This window comes from Serinicoccus chungangensis, from assembly GCF_006337125.1.
Lineage (GTDB): Bacteria > Actinomycetota > Actinomycetes > Actinomycetales > Dermatophilaceae > Ornithinicoccus > Ornithinicoccus chungangensis.
This window is the reverse complement of sequence record NZ_CP040887.1, coordinates 501,931-520,710: the sequence shown is the minus strand read 5'-3', so window position 1 is coordinate 520,710 and position 18,780 is coordinate 501,931. Positions and strand designations below refer to the sequence as shown.

The following is an 18,780-nucleotide window of genomic DNA, read 5'->3' as shown; positions in this document are numbered from 1 at the left end:
CCTCAGGACGCGGCCAGCCGGACCGTGTGGGCGTCGGGGATCGCGGCGTAGCGGTCCGGGGTGCAGGTGAGCAGGATCACCTGGACGTCCTCCCCGGACGTGCCGCGGGCGAAGGAGAACACCCGGCCCATCTGCTCCAGCCGTCGCGGGTCGGAGTAGCCCAGCGCGTCGTCGATGACCACGGGCACCCCGTGGGCCGGGTCCACGAGGTGGGCCACCGCGATCCGGGCGAGGATGCCGAGCTGTTCCTTGGCGCCGCCGGAGAGCTCCTCGAAGGGCACCGTCAGCCCGTCGAGCGTGCGGGCGCGCACGCTCAGCTGCTCGTCGACGGTCACGGCGAAGGTGGGGCCGTAGACCTGACGGCCGAGGCGCTCGAGCGCGTCGGTGAACGGCCGGACGTAGGCGCGGTGCGCCGACTCGCGGTGCTCGCGCAGGGTGCCGCGCAGGTGTCGCACCGCACGGGCCCGGCGGTCCAGGACGGCCAGGCGCCGCTCGGCGTCGTCGAGCGCGGACTCGGCGAGGGCGTAGAGCTCCTGACGGCCCTCGCTGGCCGCCAGCTCGACCTGGCCGGTGAGGCCGTGCAGCAGCTCCCGGGTCCGGCCCAGGTCGTCCCGGGCGCTCGCCAGGGCCGCCTGCGCGGTCTGCACCCGCGCGGCCAGGCTCGGGACGTCCGCGGCGCGCACGGCCTCCTCGGCGAGCCGGAGCTCCCCCTGGGCGGCGGCGAGCGCCTCCGCGTGGTCCCGGGCGAGGTCGAGCAGCACACCGTCGGCCTGCTCCACCCGCTCACGCTCGAGCAGCTGCCGCTCGTGCTCCAGGCGGGTGCGCTCGCTCGCGAGGCGCCCGTGCAGGCGGTCCAGGGCGGCGGTCAGCGCGGCGGCCTCGTCTCGCGCGGACGCGGCGGCGACGGCAGCCTCCCGGCGGGCCTCGCGCGCCTGCCGCACGCGGCGGCCGGCGGCCCGCTCGGCCTCGGCGGCCGTCGCCGCGGCCCGCCGGGCCTGCTCCTCGGTGGCCTCCCGGCCGCCCGTGGCCGGCCCGTCGGCCTGCTGCCCCTCGGGGCCCGTGGACGCGTCGCCGCCCGGTCCGGGCGCGGGTGCCGCGAGGGCCGCCGCGCGCTCGCGGCAGACCCGCAGGCGGTCCTGCAGGGCCGCCGGCACGCGCGCCGTCGCCAGGGCCTCGCGCTGGAGGGCTGCCGGGACGCCCTGGGCGGCGAGCAGGGAGGTCAGGTCGCGCTCGGACTCGCGCAGCCGGTCGGCCGCCTGCGCCGTGGCGTCGGCCCGGGTCGCGACCTCGTCGACGCTCGCGCAGCCCAGCTCCTCGAGCAGGCGGGCGAGCGCCGCGCACGCGCGGTCCAGCTCCTCCCTGCGGGCGGCCGCGGCCGGCGAGCGCACCACGACGCGGGCGGCCCCCGGCACGAGCACCTCGAGGTCGTCGGTCGCCGCGAGCTCCCGCACCTGCCCGGCGCGGAGGCCGACCGGGCCGTCGCCGGACCCCTCCAGGGCGCCCACGCTCACCCCGTCGGCCCAGGCCTCCACCTGCACGGCGGCGCTGGCCGCCTCGTGGCGCGCCCGGAGCAGCTCGACGTCCCGCTCCAGCCGGTCGACCTCCCGCCGCTGGGTCTCGGTGACCGGCGCCCGGGGGCCGGACTCCCGCTCCCGCAGCACGACCCGCAGCTGCTGGTCGAGGACGGTCACCACCTGCTCCAGGCCGGCCAGCTCCCGGTGGCACCGGGCGCGCTCGACGCGTCGATCGGCCACCTCGCGGGTCTCCCGGGCCCGCTCCAGGAGGTCCTCGGCCTCCTCCACCGCGGCCTCGGCCGTCGAGAGCTCCTCCTGCGCGGTGGTGACCCGCGACCGCGACGACCCGCCCCGGTCGGCGAGGTCGGCGAGCTGCTGCTCGAGCGCCACCACCGCCTCGTCCAGGCGGGTGAGGCCCTCGACCTGCTCGAGGCGACGGGCGTGGGCCTGGCGGGCCGACTCGGCGGCGCTCCGAGCCCGGTCGCACCGGTCCGCGGCCTTCTCGTGCCGGGCCACGACCTCGGCCACCGCGTCGGCCTCCTGCTGCGCGCCGCGCAGGTCTCCCTCGCGACCGGCCACCTGCTCCACCGCACGCCCGACCGCCTCCCGGGCCTGCTGCTGGCGCTCCAGGAGGTCCTCGGCCTCGACCAGGCGACGGTGCGCCTCGGCGACCTCGGTCGACGCGGCGTGGTAGGCCTCGATCGCCCCCCGGTAGTCGCCGGTGGGCCGACCGGTCCGCCCTGTGAAGTAGCGGAGGTACTCGTCCTCGACCATCCCCAGCACCTGCTCGCCGTCACCGTCGTGCAGGTGCGCATCCGCCGCGGCGTCCAGCGCCTGCTGCAGGACACCGCTGGACATCAGCGGCACGAGGGTGCCGTCGTCGGACTGCGCCAGCCGCAGCGCGTCCCACAAGGTGGTGTCGAGGTGGGCGACGAGCTGCTCCAGACGTGCCTGCGCGGCGGACCCGGCCAGCTGCTCGGGACGCTCGCCGAGGATCTCCAGCTCGGTGCGCGGGCTGCGCAGCCACTGCTTGGCCAGCCGCACCCGGGTCCCCCCGATGGTGAACTCGGCCTCGACGAAGGGGCCCACGTCGCGACCGATCGGCTGCAGCGCCTGGGCCTTCGCGCTGCGGGAGGTGGCCTTGAGGTCCAGCAGCCGGTCGAAGGCCTCCAGGAGCGTCGACTTGCCGACCTCGTTGGGCCCCTCCACCACGACCACGCCGCTGTCGGGGAGAAGGACCGTGCGCTGGGAGACGCCGCGCACGTCCCGCAGGGTGATCCGGTGCAGCCTCATGACCGGCTCCTGGTCAGCCGGTAGAGCAGCGAGAGCGCGTCCCGGGCGCTCTCGTCGTCGTCGGCCCGACCCACGACGAGACCGCCGCGGGGGGTGACCTCGCCCCCGCCCCCCTCGTCGTGCCGGGTCGCCGAGGGAGCCTCGGCCCGCGAGGTCGGCGTCTGCGCCTGCGTCTGCATCTCGTCGACCGCGGCCGCGAGGTAGCCCCCGAGGCCGAGCTCGCGCCACACGTCGTCATCGGAGACGACCACGACCTCATGGTGCTGCTCCCGCTCGACCAGCGCGCCGAGGCGGTCGCCGTGCCGCTCCCGCAGCTCCTCGAGCCGGGCGTGCTGCGCGACGGTCAGGGTGCCGCGCAGGTTGAGGAAGAGGACCGTGCGGTCCTTGTCGGCCAGGCCGTGCAGCTCGGCGTCCAGCGCGTCCAGGTCCGCGTCGGTGTCGACCTCCCGCTCGAGGACGAGGAAGCGCCACGTCGCGACGGGGTGCGGCGTCACCTGCACGCGCTCTGTCGCGGCCAGGCCGGGGTCGATGTCCACGACGAGCACCTGCCCGGGGTCGACCTCGGTCTCCCGGGTGGGCTCCGGGGCGCCGGGGTAGTGGAGGTCCTCGCGCCCGGCCACCGGGGTGCGGGAGTGCCGGTCGCCCAGCGCCACGTAGTGGACCCGGCCCTCGTCCAGCGCGGACGCCAGCGGCGCCGTGCGGATCGTCGCCGCGTGGCGCCACTGCGGGTCGAAGTCGTCGACCCCGCCGTGCCCGACGACCACCCGCACGACACCGGCCGGGGCCGGGCCCTCGGGCAGCAGGTCGACCGCCTCGCCCACGAGGTCACGGCCCGGGTGCTTGCTCTCCCAGGGGGCGGCCACGAGCTCCACCCCTGGTGCCACCTCGTGCACCCCGGCGGTGTGCAGGACGTGCACGTGCGGGGGGCACTCGCGGACGAAGACGTCGGAGCGGTAGACGGAGGCGGCGTCGAGGGGGTCGTGGTTGCCGGGCAGGAGGTAGACCGGCACCGGCACCTCGCGCAGGGCCTCCAGGGCGCGGCGCACCGTCTGCCCGGTGAGGTGGTTGCTCTCGAAGACGTCCCCGCTGACCACGACGAACCCGCACCCCTGCTCCTGGGCCACCCGCCCCAGGGCCCGGATCGCCTCGACGCGGGCCGCGCTGAACCGGGCCTGGGCCTCCGGCTCGAGGAAACGGCGGGTCAGCCCGATCTGCCAGTCGGCGGTGTGCAGGAGCCGCACCATCGCGTCCGCCCTCCTCTCGTCTCCGGCCGGGGTGTCGGTCCCACGGTAGGAGAGGGCACCGACAGACCCGGGCAGGCGCCGGCCGTGTCGGCGATCCGGCCCCCGTGCGGCCGCCTCACGACCCCACGACGGCGGCGGTCGCGGCCCGGGCGAGCAGCGCGGCGGGGACGCCGAGCGCCAGCGTCAGGCCGAGGTAGGCCGCCGCCCGGCCCCGCGCGCGGCGCCCGATCTGCCAGGTGTGCACCGCCAGGGTGCTCCACGTGGTCAGCGCCCCGCACAGCCCGGTGCCCAGCAGCAGGAGCAGCCAGGGGGCGAGGGTCCCGGAGAGGCCGACCAGCACGCCCAGCGCCGCCGCCCCCACGACGTTGACGAGGAGCACCCCGCGCACCGGGCCGAGCGGGGGTCGCGAGACGAGGTGCCGCAGCACCGCACCCACGGCGCCGCCGACGGCGACGCACAGGACCGCCACCAGGGCGGGCACCCCCCCGGTCACCGCCGCACCCGCCGCAGCGCCGCTCCCCCGGCCAGCGCGGCCGCCCCGACGCAGAGGAGCACGGTGAGGACCAGGTAGAGCAGGGCGGTCACCGGGCCGGCCGTCCCGAGGACGGCCACCTGCACGGCATACGTGGAGAAGGTCGTGAACCCCCCGAGCAGCCCGGTGCCGACACCGGGCCTCACCCACCAGGCGTGGCCGACGTGGTCGTCGTGCACCACCAGCCACGCCAGCGCGGCGCTGCCCAGCACGTTGGCCAGCATCGTCGCCCACGGCCACCCGCCGGGCCCGGCCTGGGGCACGAGCGCCACCTCCACCGCCCACCTCAGGAGGGACCCCACCGCTCCGCCGGCCGCGACGGCGACCAGGGTCTGCGGGTGCAGCGGGTGCCGGACGGACCCTGGGGACGAGGACACGGTGCGACCCTACCGGCGGTCGTACACTGGTCGTCATGGATCGATCGGGCCCCGACGCGCAACCTCCGAGTCCCGGGCCGGGCGGCACCGCCGTCCGGCTGACCTGTGATGCGGGGGACATCACGTGCTGATCGTCGGCGGCATCGCCGTCATCATCGTCCTCACCCTCATGACGGGCTACTTCGTCGCCCAGGAGTTCGCCTACGTCAGCGTCGACCGTGGTCGGCTGCGCCAGCTCGCGGACCAGGGGGACGCCCCGGCGCAGCGGGCGCTCAAGGTCACCTCGCGACTCTCGTTCACCCTCTCCGGGGCGCAGTTCGGGATCACCGTCACGGCGCTCATGGTCGGCTACCTCGGCGAGGCGCTGCTGGTGCGGGGGTTGACCGAGTCGTATGCCGACTCCGGCTGGCTCGCGCGCGCCGCCATGATCTCGCTCTTCTCCGTGGCCACCCTCACCTTCTCCACGGTGCTGCAGATGGTCATCGGCGAGCTGGGCCCCAAGAACTGGGCGATCGCCCGTCCGGTGCCGCTGGCCAGGGCGCTCTCGCGCAGCACCCTGGTCTACCTCACCGTCCTCGGCCCGGTCATCGCCCTCTTCGACCGGGCCTCGAACGCGCTGCTGCGCTCGGTGGGCATCGAGCCGGTCGAGGAGCTGCCCCAGGGGGCGACCCCGGAGGACCTCACCCGGATCATCGCCGAGTCGCACAGCGGCGGCACCCTCGACGAGGAGCTCTCGACCCTGCTGGGCCGCGGCCTCGCCTTCCGCGACCGGGTGGCCGAGGAGGTCATGACACCGCGGACCTCGGTGCAGACCATCCAGGCCGACGAGCCGGCCGGGGTGGTGCTCGAGGCGCTCGAGAGCGGGCACTCCCGCTTCCCCGTCGTGGGCCGCGACATCGACGACATCGTCGGCGTCATCGGCCTGCACGACCTGCTGGCCGTCGAGCCGCAGGCCCGGCACACCACCCTCGTGCGCGACCTCACGGACGACGCGCTCATCCTGCCCGAGTCGCTGCCCCTGCCGAAGGTGCTGGAGGCGCTGCGCGCCGGGCACCAGCAGCTGGCCGTCGTGGTCGACGAGTACGGCGGCTTCGCCGGCATCGTCACCTTCGAGGACGTGGCTGAGGAGGTCGTCGGCGAGATCTGGGACGAGGACGACGACGACGAGGCGACGAGCGCCGCGCGCGCCGGGGGCGTCTGGGACCTCTCGGCGCGGCTGCGCATCGACGAGGTCGCTCAGCTCACGGGGGTCGAGCTGCCCACGCACGAGCACTACGACACCCTGTCCGGGCTCGTCCTGGACCAGCTGGGGCGCACGGCCGAGGACGGGGACAGCGTCGTGGTCACGTGGACCAGCCGCGACGGCGAGGGTGAGGAGTACGTCCACCTCGCCCGCCTGGACGTCGTGCGGACGCGGCGCTACGTCCCCGAGGTCGTGACCCTCAGCCCCCTGGTGACGCGGACCCTGGACGAGTGGCACGAGCTCGCCGAGGAGGAGCGCGAGCACCTCGGTGACGGGCTCGTCATCGCCGCGCCCTCCGGCGCGGACGGCGTGGAGGTGACCCGGTGAGCACCACCCAGGCCCTCCTCGTCAGCGTGCTGCTCCTCGTCGCCAACGGCTTCTTCGTCGGGGCCGAGTTCGCGGTCGTCGCGGCCAAGCGGCACCGGCTGGAGGAGCGCGCGGAGGCCGGCAGCCGCGCCGCCCGGGCCGCCGTGGACGCCTCCCGGGAGCTGTCGCTCATGCTGGCCGGCGCCCAGCTGGGCATCACCCTGTGCACCCTGGCCCTCGGCGCGCTGGCCAAGCCGGCGGTCGCCTACCTCCTCGAGCCGGTCATCCACGCCCTCGGCGTGCCCGACGTGGCGGTGCACGCCATCGCGGTGGCCATCGCCGTCTCCCTCGTGGTCTTCCTGCACATGGTGGTCGGGGAGATGGCGCCCAAGTCGTGGGCCATCTCGCACCCGGAGAGCTCGGCCATGATGCTGGCCCTGCCCTTCCGCGCCTTCACCTGGGTGGCACGGCCCGTGCTGTGGCTGATGAACGCCCTCGCCAACCAGCTGCTCCGCCTCGGCGGGATCGACCCGGTCGACGCGCTCGGCAACGCCCAGACCCCCGCCGACCTGCAGCTGCTCCTGGCCCAGTCGCACGAGCACGGCGTGCTCGAGGACGCCGACCACCAGATCCTCACCGGTGCCCTCCGGCTCGAGGAGGAGACGGTGGAGTCGGTGATGTTCCCGACCACCCGGGCGGTGACGATCCTGCGGACCGCGACGGCGGCGGACGTCGAGCGGATCAGCCACCGGAGCGGGCGCTCCCGGCTGTTCGTCGTCGAGCCCACCGGCCGGGAGGGCCAGCAGCGCATCCGCGGCCTGGTCCACGTGCGCGACGCCATCCTCGCCTCGGCGCAGGGGCGTGGCGACCGGCCCCTCGGCGACTTCCTCCAGCCGGTCGCCTCCCTGCCGGCGTCGATGCCGCTCATCGACGCCGTCTCCAGCCTGCGGCAGCAGCGCGGGCAGCTCGCCCTCGTGCGGGACGAGCAGGGGCGGGCCGTGGGCATGGCCTCGATGGAGGACATCCTCGAGCAGATCCTCGGCGAGTTCGACGACGAGTCGGACACCGACGCCGCCGCCGAGCCGGACGCGGTGGGCGCCCGGACCGGGAACGCCTGAGCACCGGCGCCTCCTCGGCGCCTCCTCGGCGTTCTCAGCGGTACCGGTGGTCGACGGACTCGCCCTCGGGCGTCGGCGCGAGCACGTTGCCCGACCCGTCGCGTCGGTGGTCGACGTCCGGCTCGAGGCCGAGGGCGTCGAAGAGCGGCGTGATCATCGCGTCGTAGGCCCAGGGAGCCCAGCGGTGCCCCCAGGCCGTCGGCGCCGACAGCACACCGACGCGTCGGAGCCGGCGCGGTCGCGCGAGGACCCGCACCACCTGACGGGCGGCGTGGTCCGAGGACACCGAGGGCGGGGCGGGGCGACCGCGCCGCCCCTGGTAGGTGCCGGCCTGCCGGTAGACCGGGGTGCGGACGGCGCCCAGCCCGACGAGGCTCACGTGCACGTCCGGCAGCGACCGGGTCTCGACCTGCAGGCACCGTGCCAGCCCGTGCACCCCCCACTTGGCGGTGCAGTAGGAGGACATCGTGGGCACCGGGACCTCGCCGAGGAGCGATCCCACCAGCAGCAGGTGCCCGACGTCCCCCGCCCGGGCGAAGGCCCGCAGCGCCTCCTGCGCCACGTGCGCGGTGCCGTGGAGGGTGGTGCGGACGGCGGCGTCGAAGACCTCGGCCGGGACGTCCTCGAACCTGCCGTAGGCCAGGACGGCCGGCGCGTGGACGACGGCGTCGGGGGGCGGCATACCCTCCAGGAGCCCGGCGACCGCCGACCGGTCCGAGACGTCGCAGACGTGCACGGACACCTCGCCGGCGCCGCGGTCCCGGCACTCGGCGGCGGCATCCTCGAGCGGGCCCCGGCTGCGGGAGGCCAGGTGCAGGTCCCAGCCCGCGGACGCGAGCCGGTGCGCGGTGGCCCGGCCCACCCCGCTGGACGCCCCGGTGATCAGGGCGCGCACTCGTCCTCCAGGTGCCGGGCCGCCCGGCCGTGACGGGGTGGCACGCGACCGGCGCGGACCCGGTCCAGGGGCCTCCCGGGCCGGACCCACCCGCCGTGCACCTGCTCCCCCTCGACGGGCGCGAAGAGGTTGCCCTCGCTGCGCTCGGCCGGGGTGCGGGTCATGGCGACGGCGTGGAAGACCCGGGTGACGATGGCGTCGTAGAGGCCGGGGAGCACCGTGAAGCCGAAGGCGACCCACGGGCCCAGCGTGCCCACCATCCGCATCCGGCGGGGGCGGTCCAGGCAGGACATCACGGCCTCGGCCACGGACTCCGGGCTGTCGACCGGGAGCGGGGGGCGGCGCCCGAGCGGCAGCCGGCTGGCGGCGTGCTCGTAGATGGGGGTGTCCACCGGACCGGGCGCCACCAGGCTGACCCTGACGGCGCGGTGCCGACGCTGCTCCACCTGCACGGTCCGCACCAGCCCGTGCAGGGCCCACTTGGCCGTGATGTAGCTCGACATGTAGGGCGTCACGACCCGGCCCAGCAGCGAGCCGACCACCACCAGGTCGCCGCGGGAGCCGCGCGCGTGGAAGTGCTGCAGGGCCGTCCGGACGACGTTGGCGGCGCCGAGCAGGGTCACCTCCAGCACCCGGTCCAGGTGCTCGTCGGGCAGCTCGCGGAACTCGGCGTAGGCGATGACCCCGGCCGCCTGGACGACGGCCTCGACCGGTCCCGCCTGCTCGAACGCCCGCTCCACCGCGGCGCGGTCCGTGACGTCGCACACGACGGTGCCGACCGCCGGCGAGCCCGCGGCACGGCACTGCCGGGCGGCCTCCGCGAGGGCCGGTGCCGAGCGCGCCAGGAGCACGAGCGGGGTGCGTCGCTCGGCGAGCACCAGGGCGGTGGCCAGCCCGATGCCGCTGGACCCGCCGGTCACCAGCACGGTGCCGCGCCCCGCGGCGGCCAGGTCCCGCGCTGCCGGCTGGGGCGTCGCCGCCGTCACAGGCGCCTCACCCAGGGCTGGCGCAGCACCGGGGTGAGGTGCGGCCACAGGCCCGCCGGCACGAGGCGGGCGCCCGTCATGAGGGCGCGCATCCGGCGCGGGAAGACGAGCACGGACCGGTCCCGGGCCAGACCGTCCAAGATCCGGGCGGCGGCGTCCTCGGCGGTGATCTTGAAGGGCTGGGGGAAGTCGGCCGAGTCCGTCATCTCGCTGCGCACGAACCCGGGCAGCACCGACATGACCCGCACACCGTCCGGTCGCAGGGAGGCCCGCAGCGCCTCGAGCAGGTTGACGGCAGCCGCCTTGGTCGGCCCGTAGTAGTCGGCCCCCGGGACGCCGCGGTAGGCGGCCACCGACGCGATCCCGACGACGGTGCCGCTGCCCTGGGCCCGCAGCGTCGGCAGGGTGACGTCCAGGCACTGGCCGAGGCCGAGCAGGTTGGTGCGCACGTGCTGCTCGAAGGACTCCTGGTCCCAGTCCCCCACGTCCGACACCTGCCACGTCCCGGCGCAGTAGACGACGAGGTCGAGGCCGCCGAGCTCGGCGAGCACCCTCTCGTAGGCCGTGCGCACGCTCGCGGGGTCGGTCACGTCCACGACGACCGGGCGCATCCCCGTGCCGTCGGACAGCTCGCGCAGCCGCTCCTCCCGACGGGCGCTGACGACGACCTCGGCCCCGGCCTCGTCCAGGGCACGCGCGAGCGCCGCCCCCAGACCGCTGGAGGCCCCGACGAGCCAGCACCGCGCACCCTCGACCTGCACGGGCACCTCCTGGTAGGGGATCGACGACACCGCTGCCGCGGCCGTCCCCACGGTAGTCAGCCACCGCCCCGCGCGCGCGCCAAGCCTCCTCCGGGACGACGAAGCCCCGGTCCGCACACGGGGTGCGGCCGGGGCCGTCGTCGAGGGCGAGAGCGTGCTCGCCGTGGCGGGGTCGGGTCAGCCGACCCGACCGTAGCCGGAGACGCCGCCGAAGACGGCGCGGTACTGGGTGGGGATGCCCGGGCGGCCCGAGTCGTACATCATGCCGTTGCCGGCGTAGATGCCCACGTGGTAGGCCGGGTAGCCGAAGAACACCAGGTCGCCGGGCTGCGGGCTGCTCACCGGGGTGGCGAACGACTGCTGCGCGGCAGCGGTGCGGGGCAGGGAGATCCCGGCCTGCGCGAAGATGTAGCTGGTGAAGCCGGAGCAGTCGAAGCCGGTCGACGGGCTGGCCCCGCCGTGGGCGTAGGGGTAGCCGACGTAGTTGGCGGCGATCCCGGTGATGCCCCCGGTCGGGGCCGGCGCCGCGGCGGGCTCCGGCTGGGACTGGGCGGCCGGCTCCGCGGGGGCGGCGGGCTCCGGGGTGGCGGCGCGCTCGTTGGTGCGGCTCGCGCTGGTCTCCTCACGGGCGGAGACCTGCTCGGTGACCTGCTCCTGCTGCGGCTGCGCGGGGGCGGCCTGCTCCTGCTCCTGCTGGGCGGGCGCGGCCTGGACCGGCTCCTCGACCTCGACCTGGGGGGTGTAGGCGGAGAAGCCACCGATGCCGAAGGAGTCGAGCTCGATGTCGGACGGGGCCGCGACGGCCTCGACCGGCCGGTCCACGGTGACCGTGCGGTCGGCGCTGACGTCCGCGCCGAGGCGGAGCAGGCCGTCACGGTCCTGGGGCACCTCGGGTGCTGCGTTGGCGCTGAGCGCCGGGCCGGCCAGCAGGCCGGTCGACGTCGCGGCCACGGCCGCCGTGCGGGTCAGGGTGGTGCTGGTCGTGCGGAGACGACCGGGCCGACGGTGGCGGCCGGTGGTGCGCTGCGTCATGTAGATCCTCCAGTGCCTACGGGGTGAGCTGTCGGGCTTCGGGCTGGAGTGCCCCTGGACCGCACAAGTCGGTCCTTCGCCCCGAGGAGCCGCAGGGGCGGCTCCAGAGGTGGTTCCCCCGCTCCTGTCAAGCGGTCGTACGTGCCACGGCCCCGATAGGCGCGCGGACAGGACTAGGCGATCGCGCTCGGGGGTCCCCCCAGGGAGGAGGACTCTTCGAGGTTACACAGGGCCCTCGCCAAATGTCACGCTCAGGTAACGACGGCGTGGCCGGCTCGTGACATGATCAACCGCCGCAGAGCCTCTGACCTGCACAGATGCCGGCCGACTTGACCATTCTCCCAGCAGTGGAGTGAGTCATCTCACAGCAGCAGAGTCACCGTTCACGACACAGAAGACGTGTCCTGCCACGTCCTGGGGCAGGGACACGGCCTCGCCGTCGACGGCGCCGACGATGGTCCGTCCGTCCTCCCCCCAGACCTCCACCCGGGCTCCTGGCCGGATACCGGAGTCGAGCAGCAGACCGAGCACCTCGGGGTCCACCTGGACCGGTTCGCCGAGCCGCGCGACGCGGGCGCCGGTGCGTCCGCCCCGCTCCGCGATGTCGCTGCTGGGCTCGCCGTCGGCCGCGGGGGCGTCGTCGCGGCCGAGCTCGGCGAGGCCGGGCACCGGGTTGCCGTAGGGCGAGCAGGTGCCGTCCTCGACCAGCTCGAGGATGCGTCGTTCGACCTGCTCGCTCATGACGTGCTCCCAGCGGCACGCCTCCTCGTGGACGAAGGCGGGGTCGAGGCCGATGACATCGGTGAGCAGGCGCTCGGCGAGCCGGTGCTTGCGCATGACCCGCACGGCGGCGGTCCGTCCCGCGTCGGTGAGCACGAGGTGGCGGTCCTCGGCCAGCTCGAGCAGGCCGTCGCGCTCCATCCGCGCCACGGTCTGGGAGACGGTCGGACCCGACTGGCCCAGCCGCTCCGCGATGCGCGCCCGCATGGGCAGGACGCCGTCCTCCTCCAGCTCGAAGACGGTCTTGAGGTACATCTCCGTCGTGTCGATCAGATCGCCGCTCACGGCGCCATCCTACGGTCGGGGCCCGACATCTCGTCCCGCTCGGCGAGGGTCACGGCTGCACCCGTCCCCGCCGCCAGGCGTCGGGGTCGTCCAGCCCGCCGGGCGCCACCCGCGTCCAGACCAGCCGGTCGTGCAGGCGGTTGCGCCGGCCGCCCCAGACCTCCACCTGCTCGGCCCGCACCCGGTAGCCGCCCCAGTGGGCCGGCAGGGGCACGTCGTCAGGGTCCCCGGTGTCCGGCCAGCGCTCCTCGCAGCGACGGTATGCCTCCTCCAGGGCCGCGCGGTCGGCCACCGGGTCGCTCTGGGCCGAGGCGTGGGCGCTGATCCGCGAGCCGTAGGGGCGGCCGCGGAAGTACTCGACGACGAGGTCGTGCTCGAGCGCCTCGGCATACCCCCGGAACCGCACCGCGCGGTACATCGAGGGCCACGTCAGCGAGACTGCGACGGCGTCGTTCTCCCGCAGCTGCCGACCCTTGGCCGAGGCCGTGCTGGTGAGGAAGCCGGGACCCCGGGCGTCCAGGAAGCGCATGAGCACGGTCCGGACGTCCGGCATGCCCTCGCCGTCGACGGTGGCCACCGAGATGGCCGACGGCTCCGGGACGTCGCCCTGCTCCTGCTGCCGCGCGATCGCGGCGTCCAGCCACGCCTGCACCAGGTCCAGCGGCGCGTCCGGGGCGTCCGCCTCGGTGATGCCCTCACCGCTGTAGTCGGTGCGCCCACCCAGGGCCTGCCCGCCGCTCACTTCTTGCCCCGTCGCGGCAGGTGCACGGTGCGGCGCAGCGCGTCCGGGGTCTGCCGCTTGCCCGGGTCGGCGTTGAGCAGCAGCGTGTCGAAGGCGGCGTCGGTGTGCGGGTGGACGCCCACCGGCTCGTTGCGCGAGAACACCACCCAGTAGGGGTGGCCGCGGTGGAAGACCTGCTGCAGGGAGCCGTCCACCACCGTGTCGGCGTGCGCCATCGCGTGCTTGCGCGGGTTGGTGCGCGCACGGGAGGCCTGGTCCTGCACGAACTTCGTCGCCGGCTCGCGCCGCTTGAGGATCTGGTCCACCACCTGGGGGCCGTACTTCTGTGCCAGGGCGTAGACGACCGGACCGTACTTGATCGCCTGCTTGGCCAACCGCGTCTTGCCAGCCACGGGTCCTCCTGCGGGTCTCGGGGTGCACCGCCAGCCTAGGCGCTGCACCGGTGTCGATAGGTCAACGCCCGACGGCGTACCCCTGCATCCCGCGGGGGTTGGCCGCGGCGCCGAGCACCCCGGTGTCCGGGTCGCGGCTGACGGCGCACATCCGCCCCAGGCTCCACGGCCCCTGGTCGAGCACCTCGTGGCCGCGGGCCCGCAGGCCGTCGAGCACCTCCGCGCCGAGGCGGGACTCGGCGACGAGGACGCCGGGCTCGCTGGCGCGCGGGTGGAAGGAGCCGGGGAAGCTCGTCGTGTGCACGTTGGGGGCGTCCACCGCCTCCTGCAGCCCGAGGCCGCCGACGAGGTGGCGCAGCAGGAAGACGCTCTGCCACTGGTCCTGCTGGTCGCCGCCGGGGGTGCCGCAGGCGAGCACGGGTATGCCGTCGCGCAGGACCATGGTCGGTGTGAGGGTGGTCCGGGGGCGCCGACCGGGGACCAGCGAGCTGGGCAGGCCCTGCTCCAGCCACATCATCTGCAGCCGGCTGCCGAGCGCGAACCCCAGCCCGGGGATGAACGGGCTGGACTGCAGCCAGCCTCCGCTGGGGGTCGCCGAGACGAGCATGCCCCAGCGGTCGACGACGTCGACGTGGCAGGTGTCCCCGCGGGTGGCGCCGTCGCGCTGCACCGTGGGCTCGCCGGCCGTCGCGTCGCCGGGCTCCACCTCGGCCCCCTCGGTCTGCCGGGCCTGGGCCGCGACCCGCGGGGTGCGGCCGCCGGGCGACCCCGGGCGCAGCTCGCGGGAGGCCTGCGCGGAGATGAGCGAGGCCCGCTGGGCGAGGTAGTCCGCCGCGAGCAGCTCGGCCACGGGCACGTGGACCTCGGAGCCCTCGTCGGCGCTGTCCCCGAGCCACGCCTCCCGGTCGGCCATCGCCAGCTTCCACGCCTCGACGAGGGTGTGCACGCCCTCGACGGTGTCGAGGTCGACGTCGGACGCCGGGCCGCCGGAGGCCTCGTCCACCATGGCCAGCACCTGCAGCAGCGCCGGCCCCTGCCCCCACGGGCCGGTCTTGGCGATGGTGTGCCCGCGCCACTGCGCGGTGACGGCGTCCTCCCAGGTCGCCTCGAAGGACGCGACGTCCTCCGCGGTGATGACGCCCGGCAGCACGGCGCCGCCGCTGTGCCGGTAGGCGCGCTCGGCGAAGGCCCCGACGGCCTCCGCGACGAAGCCTTGGCGCCAGGCCCGCAGCACCGCGTCGATGCCGCCCTCCCGGGTGGCCCCGCCCCGCACGGCCGCCTGCTCCTCGGCCAGCAGCCGCTCCAGGGTGTCGGCCCACGCCGGGTTGGTCACGACGCTGCCCGGCTCGGGGGCGGCGCCGTCGACGAGCCACTGGTCGGCGGACGGGTGCCAGTCGGAGGTGAAGAGCTCGGCGACCGAGGAGATGGTCGCGCTCACCCGCGCCAGGACCGGGTGGCCGTGGCGGGCGTAGTGGAGGGCGGGCTCGAGGGCCTGACGCGCGCTGGTCGTCCCGCGGTCGCGCAGCAGCGTCAGCCAGGCGTCGACCGCGCCGGGCACGGCGGTGGCCAGCGGCCCGGACCCCGGCACACGGTCCAGGCCGGCCCGGGTGAAGTGCTCCGGGGTGGCCCCGGCGGGGGCCGGCCCCTGCCCGCAGAGCACCCGCGGCGTGGGGTCGTCGACCGAGGACACGATGAGCGGGAGGTCACCCCCGGGGCCGTTGAGGTGCGGCTCGACGACCTGCAGCACGAAGCCGGCGGCGACCGCCCCGTCGGCGGCGTTGCCACCGAGCTCGAGCATCCGCATACCGGCCGAGGACGCGATCCAGTGCGTGCTCGACACCATGCCGAAGGTGCCGGTGAGGGTGGGGCGCGTGGTGAACGTCGTCATGGTCGCTCAGCCCAGCGTCGCGAGGACGGGGACGAGGATGAGGGCGGCCAGGGCCACCAGGACGACGACGCGACGGGTTCGGGCGCTCATCAGACCACCTTCTCAGGGAGGGGCTCGGTCATGCGCACCAGGTAGACCGGGCGCGGCCACGAGGCGCGGAAGCGCAGCCGCAGCTGGTCGTGGCGCATGAGGTAGAGGGTCGCCAGCACCGCCGTCCCCCCGCACATGAGGGTGGCGATGAGCACGGTCGGGCGGGCGCCGAACTGCTCGGCGAACCAGCCGAGGAACGGCGAGCCCACCGGGGTGCCCCCCATGAAGACCGCCATGTAGAGCGCCATGACCCGGCCGCGGACCGCCTGGTCCACGGTGAGCTGCACCATGGCGTTGGCGCTGACCATGACGGTGAGCGCGCAGAGTCCGGTCGGGACGAGCAGGACCGTGTATGCCGTGAAGGTCGGTGCGAACGCCAGCGCGCCGGTGAGCAGGGCGAAGGCGAAGAGCGAGCCGAGCAGGAGCCGCCACCGCGGACGCTCGCGCCTCGCGGCCATGAGGGCGCCGGCGAGGGAGCCGATGGCCATGACCGACCCGGTGATCCCGAAGTCGGTGACGCCCTTGCCGAAGACCTGGGTGGACATGAGCGCGTTGAAGATCTGGAAGTTCATCCCGAAGGTGCCGTGCATGAAGGCGACGACGAGGATCAGCTGGATGTCCGGTCGCCCGCGCACGTAGGCGATGCCCTCGCGGACCCGCCCGCGCGGGCCGGTGCGCGGCTTGCTCGTGAGCTGGCTCGGGTCCATCGCCAGCAGCGCCACGATGACGGCCACGAAGGTGAGCGCGTTGAGGAGCAGCGTCGGGCCGGTGCCGAACGCGGCGATGAGCAGGCCGGCCACGCCCGGGCCGAGCAGCCGCCCGGAGTGGAAGGAGGCGGAGTTGAGACCGACGGCGTTGGTCAGCTGCGCCTTGGGCACCATCTCGGAGACGAAGGACTGCCGGGCGGGGGCGTCCACGGCCGCGGCCGTGCCGGACAGGAAGGCCAGGACGAACATGTGCCACAGCTGCATGTGCCCCGTCAGCACCGCGACCCCCATGACGACCGCGAAGAAGGCCATGGCCGACTGGCTGACGAGCATGACGTTGCGCTTGGAGAAGTTGTCGCTGATGGCCCCTGCGAGCGGGGTGAAGAGCAGGATGGGCAGGAACTGCAGGCCGGTGACGATGCCCAGCGCCTGGGCGGAGTTGTCGGTGAGCTCGGTCAGCACCACCCAGTCCTGGGCCACCCGGCCCATCCAGGTGCCGGTGTTGGAGATGATGGCGCCGGTGGCGTAGATCCGGTAGTTGCGCACCGACAGCGCGGAGAACATCGCGCTCATCGGCCCTCCCCCCGGCGGACCGTGCGCTCGCCGGCCCGGTCGGCCTCGAGGATCTGCTCGACGAGGTCGGTGGCCTTCCTCAGCAGGGCCCGGTCCTGCCCGCTCAACCCCTCGAGCCGGGCGGCCATCCAGGCGTCCCGGTGCTCGCGCTCGCGCTCGACGACCTCCCGGCCGTCCGCCGTCAGCGACAGCCGCACGAGGCGGCCGTCGTCGGGGTCGGGCGAGCGGACGACATACCCCTGGTCGGCGAGCTGGGCGACGCTGCGGCTCATGCTCGGCGCGCTCACCTGCTCGATCGCGGCCAGCTCCCCGAGGGTGCGCGGCTGCTCGTGCAGGCGCACCAGCACGCTGAAGTGGTGCGGGGCGATGGTGTTGTCGGCGTCGAAGCGCACCCGCCGCGCCACCCGCATGCAGGCGATCCGCAGGTCGTGCGCCAGGGCCGCGGTAGCGGGGTCCGGCGTGAGGTCAGGCATACGGTCGTTAGTCTAGCTCATTACCTCAACTAACGATCTCGGTGGGGGTATGCCCCGCCCGTCCCTGGGACAGCGCAGGGCGGTCGCGCGGGGAGGTATGCCGTGCGCGGGGATGGCCCCTGCAGGGCCATGGGCGCACACAGCCCCGGCCACGAGGTGCCCCCGAGCCCCAGCACGGCCCGACCGTGCGCGGGCGTGGCCCCCGGAGGGCCATGGGCGCACACAGCCCCGGCCACGAGGTGCCCCCGAGCCCCAGCACGGCCCGACCGTGCGCGGGCGTGGCCCCCGGAGGGCCATGGGCGCACACGGTGCTACAGCCGGCGCCCCTCGCGGCACCGGCGGCTCACGGCGCCGGCGCCAGGCGCGGGTCGGTGCCGACGGGGCAGCCGGGCGAGCAGGGCCGGGGCCGACCGCGCCAGCCCTGCCGCATCTGCACCAGCCCCACCTCGACCGCGAGCTCGCACGGGCGGAGGACGACGTCGCTCCAGCCGGCCCGGAGGGTCAGCCGGCCGTGGGTCAGCCCCGAGCGGTCGCGGGCCCGGTCGAGGTGGATGCGGTCCTGGTGGAACAGCGCCCCGTCGATCTCGACCCCGACGTCGCGCTCCCGGTCCAGCAGGTCGAGGTACTGCTCGCCCCGGGCCGGCGTGGCCTCCCGGCGCCCCCGCAGCTCCCCCGACGGGTCCACCGCCACCTGCGGCGTCATCGCCGGGAGGCCGTGCGCCCGCTCGACGTCACGGACGTAGCGCCACTCGGCGACGCTCCCCAGTCCGAGCTCGGCCGCCTCCAGCACGGTGTCGAGCTCGGCCCGCCGGGGGTGGCGCGGGTGGTGGGCCAGCTCGGCCCGCAGCCCTGCCGGGCTGGAGCGGCCAGGCCGGCACGCCCGCAGCAGCAGGGCCACCACCTCGTCGTCGCCGAGCCGGGGCAGGGCCAGGACGTCGAGGACGCTCTGGTGCAGGCCGGTCACGGGGATGCCGGAGCGGACCGCCCGGGTGAGCCGCCGTCGACGGCGTACCCGGACGCCCCGCAGGTCTGCGCGCAGGGTGCGGGCGGCGGGGATCGCGACGGTGACCACGGGTGGTCTCCGGTCGGTGAGGCCCCACAGGGCCAGGGAGCACTCCTCGCTCGCGACCGCTCCCGCGCCGGCGGCCAGCACCGCAGCGGCCACGCGCTCCTGCCAGGCGACCGGTCCGGAATGGGTGAGATAGACCCCCCGGTGCATCAGCTGCCACTGCCCGCGGGCGAGCAGGCCGCGGACCTGCTTGGCCGACCACCCGTCGGCCAGCGCCTGCTTCCGCGTCACGACCCCCGGCACGGGACCAGCCTGGCAGCGCGACGACGCCCCTGGGCCCGTCGTCCACAGGCCCTCCCACCGTGCGCGGTCATGGCCCCCAGGGGGCCACCGGCGCGCACACAGTCCCGACCACGGGACACCCCCGGGCCCCGGCACAGCCCCACCGTGCGCGGTCATGGCCCCTGGAGGGCTACCAGCGCACACAGCCCGGGCCACGAGGCGCCCCCCCGGGCCCCGGCACCGCCCCACCGTGCGCGG

17 protein-coding genes and 1 riboswitch are annotated in these 18,780 nt (G+C 75.4%); of the genes, 2 read left to right on the top strand and 15 right to left on the bottom strand.

Features of this window, described 5'->3' with window-relative positions; translation table 11 throughout:
- Positions 1-2: 2 nt before the first annotated feature.
- The 4 genes from FHD63_RS16845 to FHD63_RS02365 all read right to left on the bottom strand — a co-directional run bounded on the left by FHD63_RS16845 (position 3) and on the right by FHD63_RS02365 (position 4,960).
- Entirely contained in the window at positions 3-2,807 is a 2,805-nt protein-coding gene (locus FHD63_RS16845; protein ID WP_139719815.1) for an AAA family ATPase, read from the bottom strand.
- Positions 2,804-4,051, bottom strand: coding sequence for a metallophosphoesterase family protein (locus FHD63_RS02375; protein ID WP_202978404.1), 1,248 nt, complete (start codon positions 4,049-4,051; stop codon positions 2,804-2,806). Before FHD63_RS02375 ends, FHD63_RS16845 begins: the two co-directional genes overlap by 4 nt.
- A gap of 115 nt (positions 4,052-4,166) precedes the next feature.
- The gene (locus FHD63_RS02370) at positions 4,167-4,544 is read right to left on the bottom strand and encodes a CrcB family protein (protein ID WP_202978403.1); all 378 of its coding nucleotides are present in this window, start codon (positions 4,542-4,544) and stop codon (positions 4,167-4,169) included.
- Complete coding sequence (locus FHD63_RS02365) at positions 4,541-4,960, bottom strand: FluC/FEX family fluoride channel (RefSeq protein WP_238705736.1); 420 nt, start codon at positions 4,958-4,960, stop codon at positions 4,541-4,543. Before FHD63_RS02365 ends, FHD63_RS02370 begins: the two co-directional genes overlap by 4 nt.
- Before the next feature lie 124 nt (positions 4,961-5,084).
- On the opposite strand from FHD63_RS02365, the gene FHD63_RS02360 reads away from it, so the two are divergent.
- Both FHD63_RS02360 and FHD63_RS02355 read left to right on the top strand, forming a co-directional pair.
- Positions 5,085-6,530 carry a hemolysin family protein gene (locus FHD63_RS02360; protein ID WP_139719813.1) on the top strand — a complete coding sequence of 482 codons (1,446 nt, stop codon included), beginning with the start codon at positions 5,085-5,087 and terminating at the stop codon, positions 6,528-6,530.
- A complete protein-coding gene (locus tag FHD63_RS02355; RefSeq protein WP_139719811.1) occupies positions 6,527-7,627 on the top strand; it encodes a hemolysin family protein in 1,101 nt (366 codons plus the stop codon). Before FHD63_RS02360 ends, FHD63_RS02355 begins: the two co-directional genes overlap by 4 nt.
- Before the next feature lie 34 nt (positions 7,628-7,661).
- Here FHD63_RS02355 and FHD63_RS15885 read toward each other — a convergent pair whose 3' ends face one another.
- The 11 genes from FHD63_RS15885 to FHD63_RS02300 all read right to left on the bottom strand — a co-directional run bounded on the left by FHD63_RS15885 (position 7,662) and on the right by FHD63_RS02300 (position 18,543).
- Positions 7,662-8,522, bottom strand: a complete 861-nt coding sequence (locus tag FHD63_RS15885) for an SDR family NAD(P)-dependent oxidoreductase (protein WP_158296687.1) — start codon at positions 8,520-8,522, stop codon at positions 7,662-7,664.
- Positions 8,510-9,508: an SDR family NAD(P)-dependent oxidoreductase gene (locus FHD63_RS02345; protein ID WP_158296686.1), complete on the bottom strand. Its 999-nt coding sequence runs from the start codon at positions 9,506-9,508 to the stop codon at positions 8,510-8,512. The genes FHD63_RS15885 and FHD63_RS02345 overlap by 13 nt, the downstream gene beginning before the upstream one ends.
- A complete protein-coding gene (locus FHD63_RS02340; protein WP_238705735.1) occupies positions 9,505-10,299 on the bottom strand; it encodes an SDR family NAD(P)-dependent oxidoreductase in 795 nt (264 codons plus the stop codon). The genes FHD63_RS02345 and FHD63_RS02340 overlap by 4 nt, the downstream gene beginning before the upstream one ends.
- A gap of 147 nt (positions 10,300-10,446) precedes the next feature.
- On the bottom strand, positions 10,447-11,301 hold the full coding sequence (locus FHD63_RS16165; RefSeq protein WP_194150435.1) for a C40 family peptidase: 855 nt from the start codon (positions 11,299-11,301) through the stop codon (positions 10,447-10,449).
- A riboswitch (cyclic di-AMP (ydaO/yuaA leader) is annotated at positions 11,300-11,445 on the bottom strand. It overlaps the preceding gene by 2 nt.
- A 213-nt stretch (positions 11,446-11,658) precedes the next feature.
- Positions 11,659-12,366 carry an iron-dependent transcriptional repressor DtxR gene (locus FHD63_RS02330; RefSeq protein WP_139719806.1) on the bottom strand — a complete coding sequence of 236 codons (708 nt, stop codon included), beginning with the start codon at positions 12,364-12,366 and terminating at the stop codon, positions 11,659-11,661.
- A gap of 49 nt (positions 12,367-12,415) precedes the next feature.
- Positions 12,416-13,108 (bottom strand): pyridoxamine 5'-phosphate oxidase, encoded by a 693-nt coding sequence (gene pdxH, locus FHD63_RS02325; RefSeq protein ID WP_139719804.1) that lies wholly within the window; start codon positions 13,106-13,108, stop codon positions 12,416-12,418.
- Positions 13,105-13,500, bottom strand: a complete 396-nt coding sequence (locus tag FHD63_RS02320; protein ID WP_139719802.1) for a hypothetical protein — start codon at positions 13,498-13,500, stop codon at positions 13,105-13,107. Before FHD63_RS02320 ends, pdxH begins: the two co-directional genes overlap by 4 nt.
- 61 nt (positions 13,501-13,561) lie before the next feature.
- Positions 13,562-15,388, bottom strand: coding sequence for a gamma-glutamyltransferase family protein (locus tag FHD63_RS02315; protein ID WP_139719800.1), 1,827 nt, complete (start codon positions 15,386-15,388; stop codon positions 13,562-13,564).
- Between the two features lie 89 nt (positions 15,389-15,477).
- Positions 15,478-16,758: an MFS transporter gene (locus FHD63_RS02310; RefSeq protein ID WP_238705734.1), complete on the bottom strand. Its 1,281-nt coding sequence runs from the start codon at positions 16,756-16,758 to the stop codon at positions 15,478-15,480.
- On the bottom strand, positions 16,755-17,231 hold the full coding sequence (locus FHD63_RS02305) for a MarR family winged helix-turn-helix transcriptional regulator (protein ID WP_139719798.1): 477 nt from the start codon (positions 17,229-17,231) through the stop codon (positions 16,755-16,757). The genes FHD63_RS02310 and FHD63_RS02305 overlap by 4 nt, the downstream gene beginning before the upstream one ends.
- A gap of 343 nt (positions 17,232-17,574) precedes the next feature.
- Complete coding sequence (locus FHD63_RS02300; protein ID WP_139719796.1) at positions 17,575-18,543, bottom strand: hypothetical protein; 969 nt, start codon at positions 18,541-18,543, stop codon at positions 17,575-17,577.
- Between the last annotated feature and the right edge of the window lie 237 nt (positions 18,544-18,780).

Coding starts and splice junctions, on each gene's coding strand:
- FHD63_RS16845 (WP_139719815.1), bottom strand. CDS start 2,807: ATGAGGCTGCACCGGATCACCCTGCGGGACGTGCGCGGCGTCTCCCAG.
- FHD63_RS02375 (WP_202978404.1), bottom strand. CDS start 4,051: ATGGTGCGGCTCCTGCACACCGCCGACTGGCAGATCGGGCTGACCCGC.
- FHD63_RS16165 (WP_194150435.1), bottom strand. CDS start 11,301: ATGACGCAGCGCACCACCGGCCGCCACCGTCGGCCCGGTCGTCTCCGC.
- FHD63_RS02315 (WP_139719800.1), bottom strand. CDS start 15,388: ATGACGACGTTCACCACGCGCCCCACCCTCACCGGCACCTTCGGCATG.
- FHD63_RS02310 (WP_238705734.1), bottom strand. CDS start 16,758: ATGAGCGCGATGTTCTCCGCGCTGTCGGTGCGCAACTACCGGATCTAC.
- FHD63_RS02305 (WP_139719798.1), bottom strand. CDS start 17,231: ATGCCTGACCTCACGCCGGACCCCGCTACCGCGGCCCTGGCGCACGAC.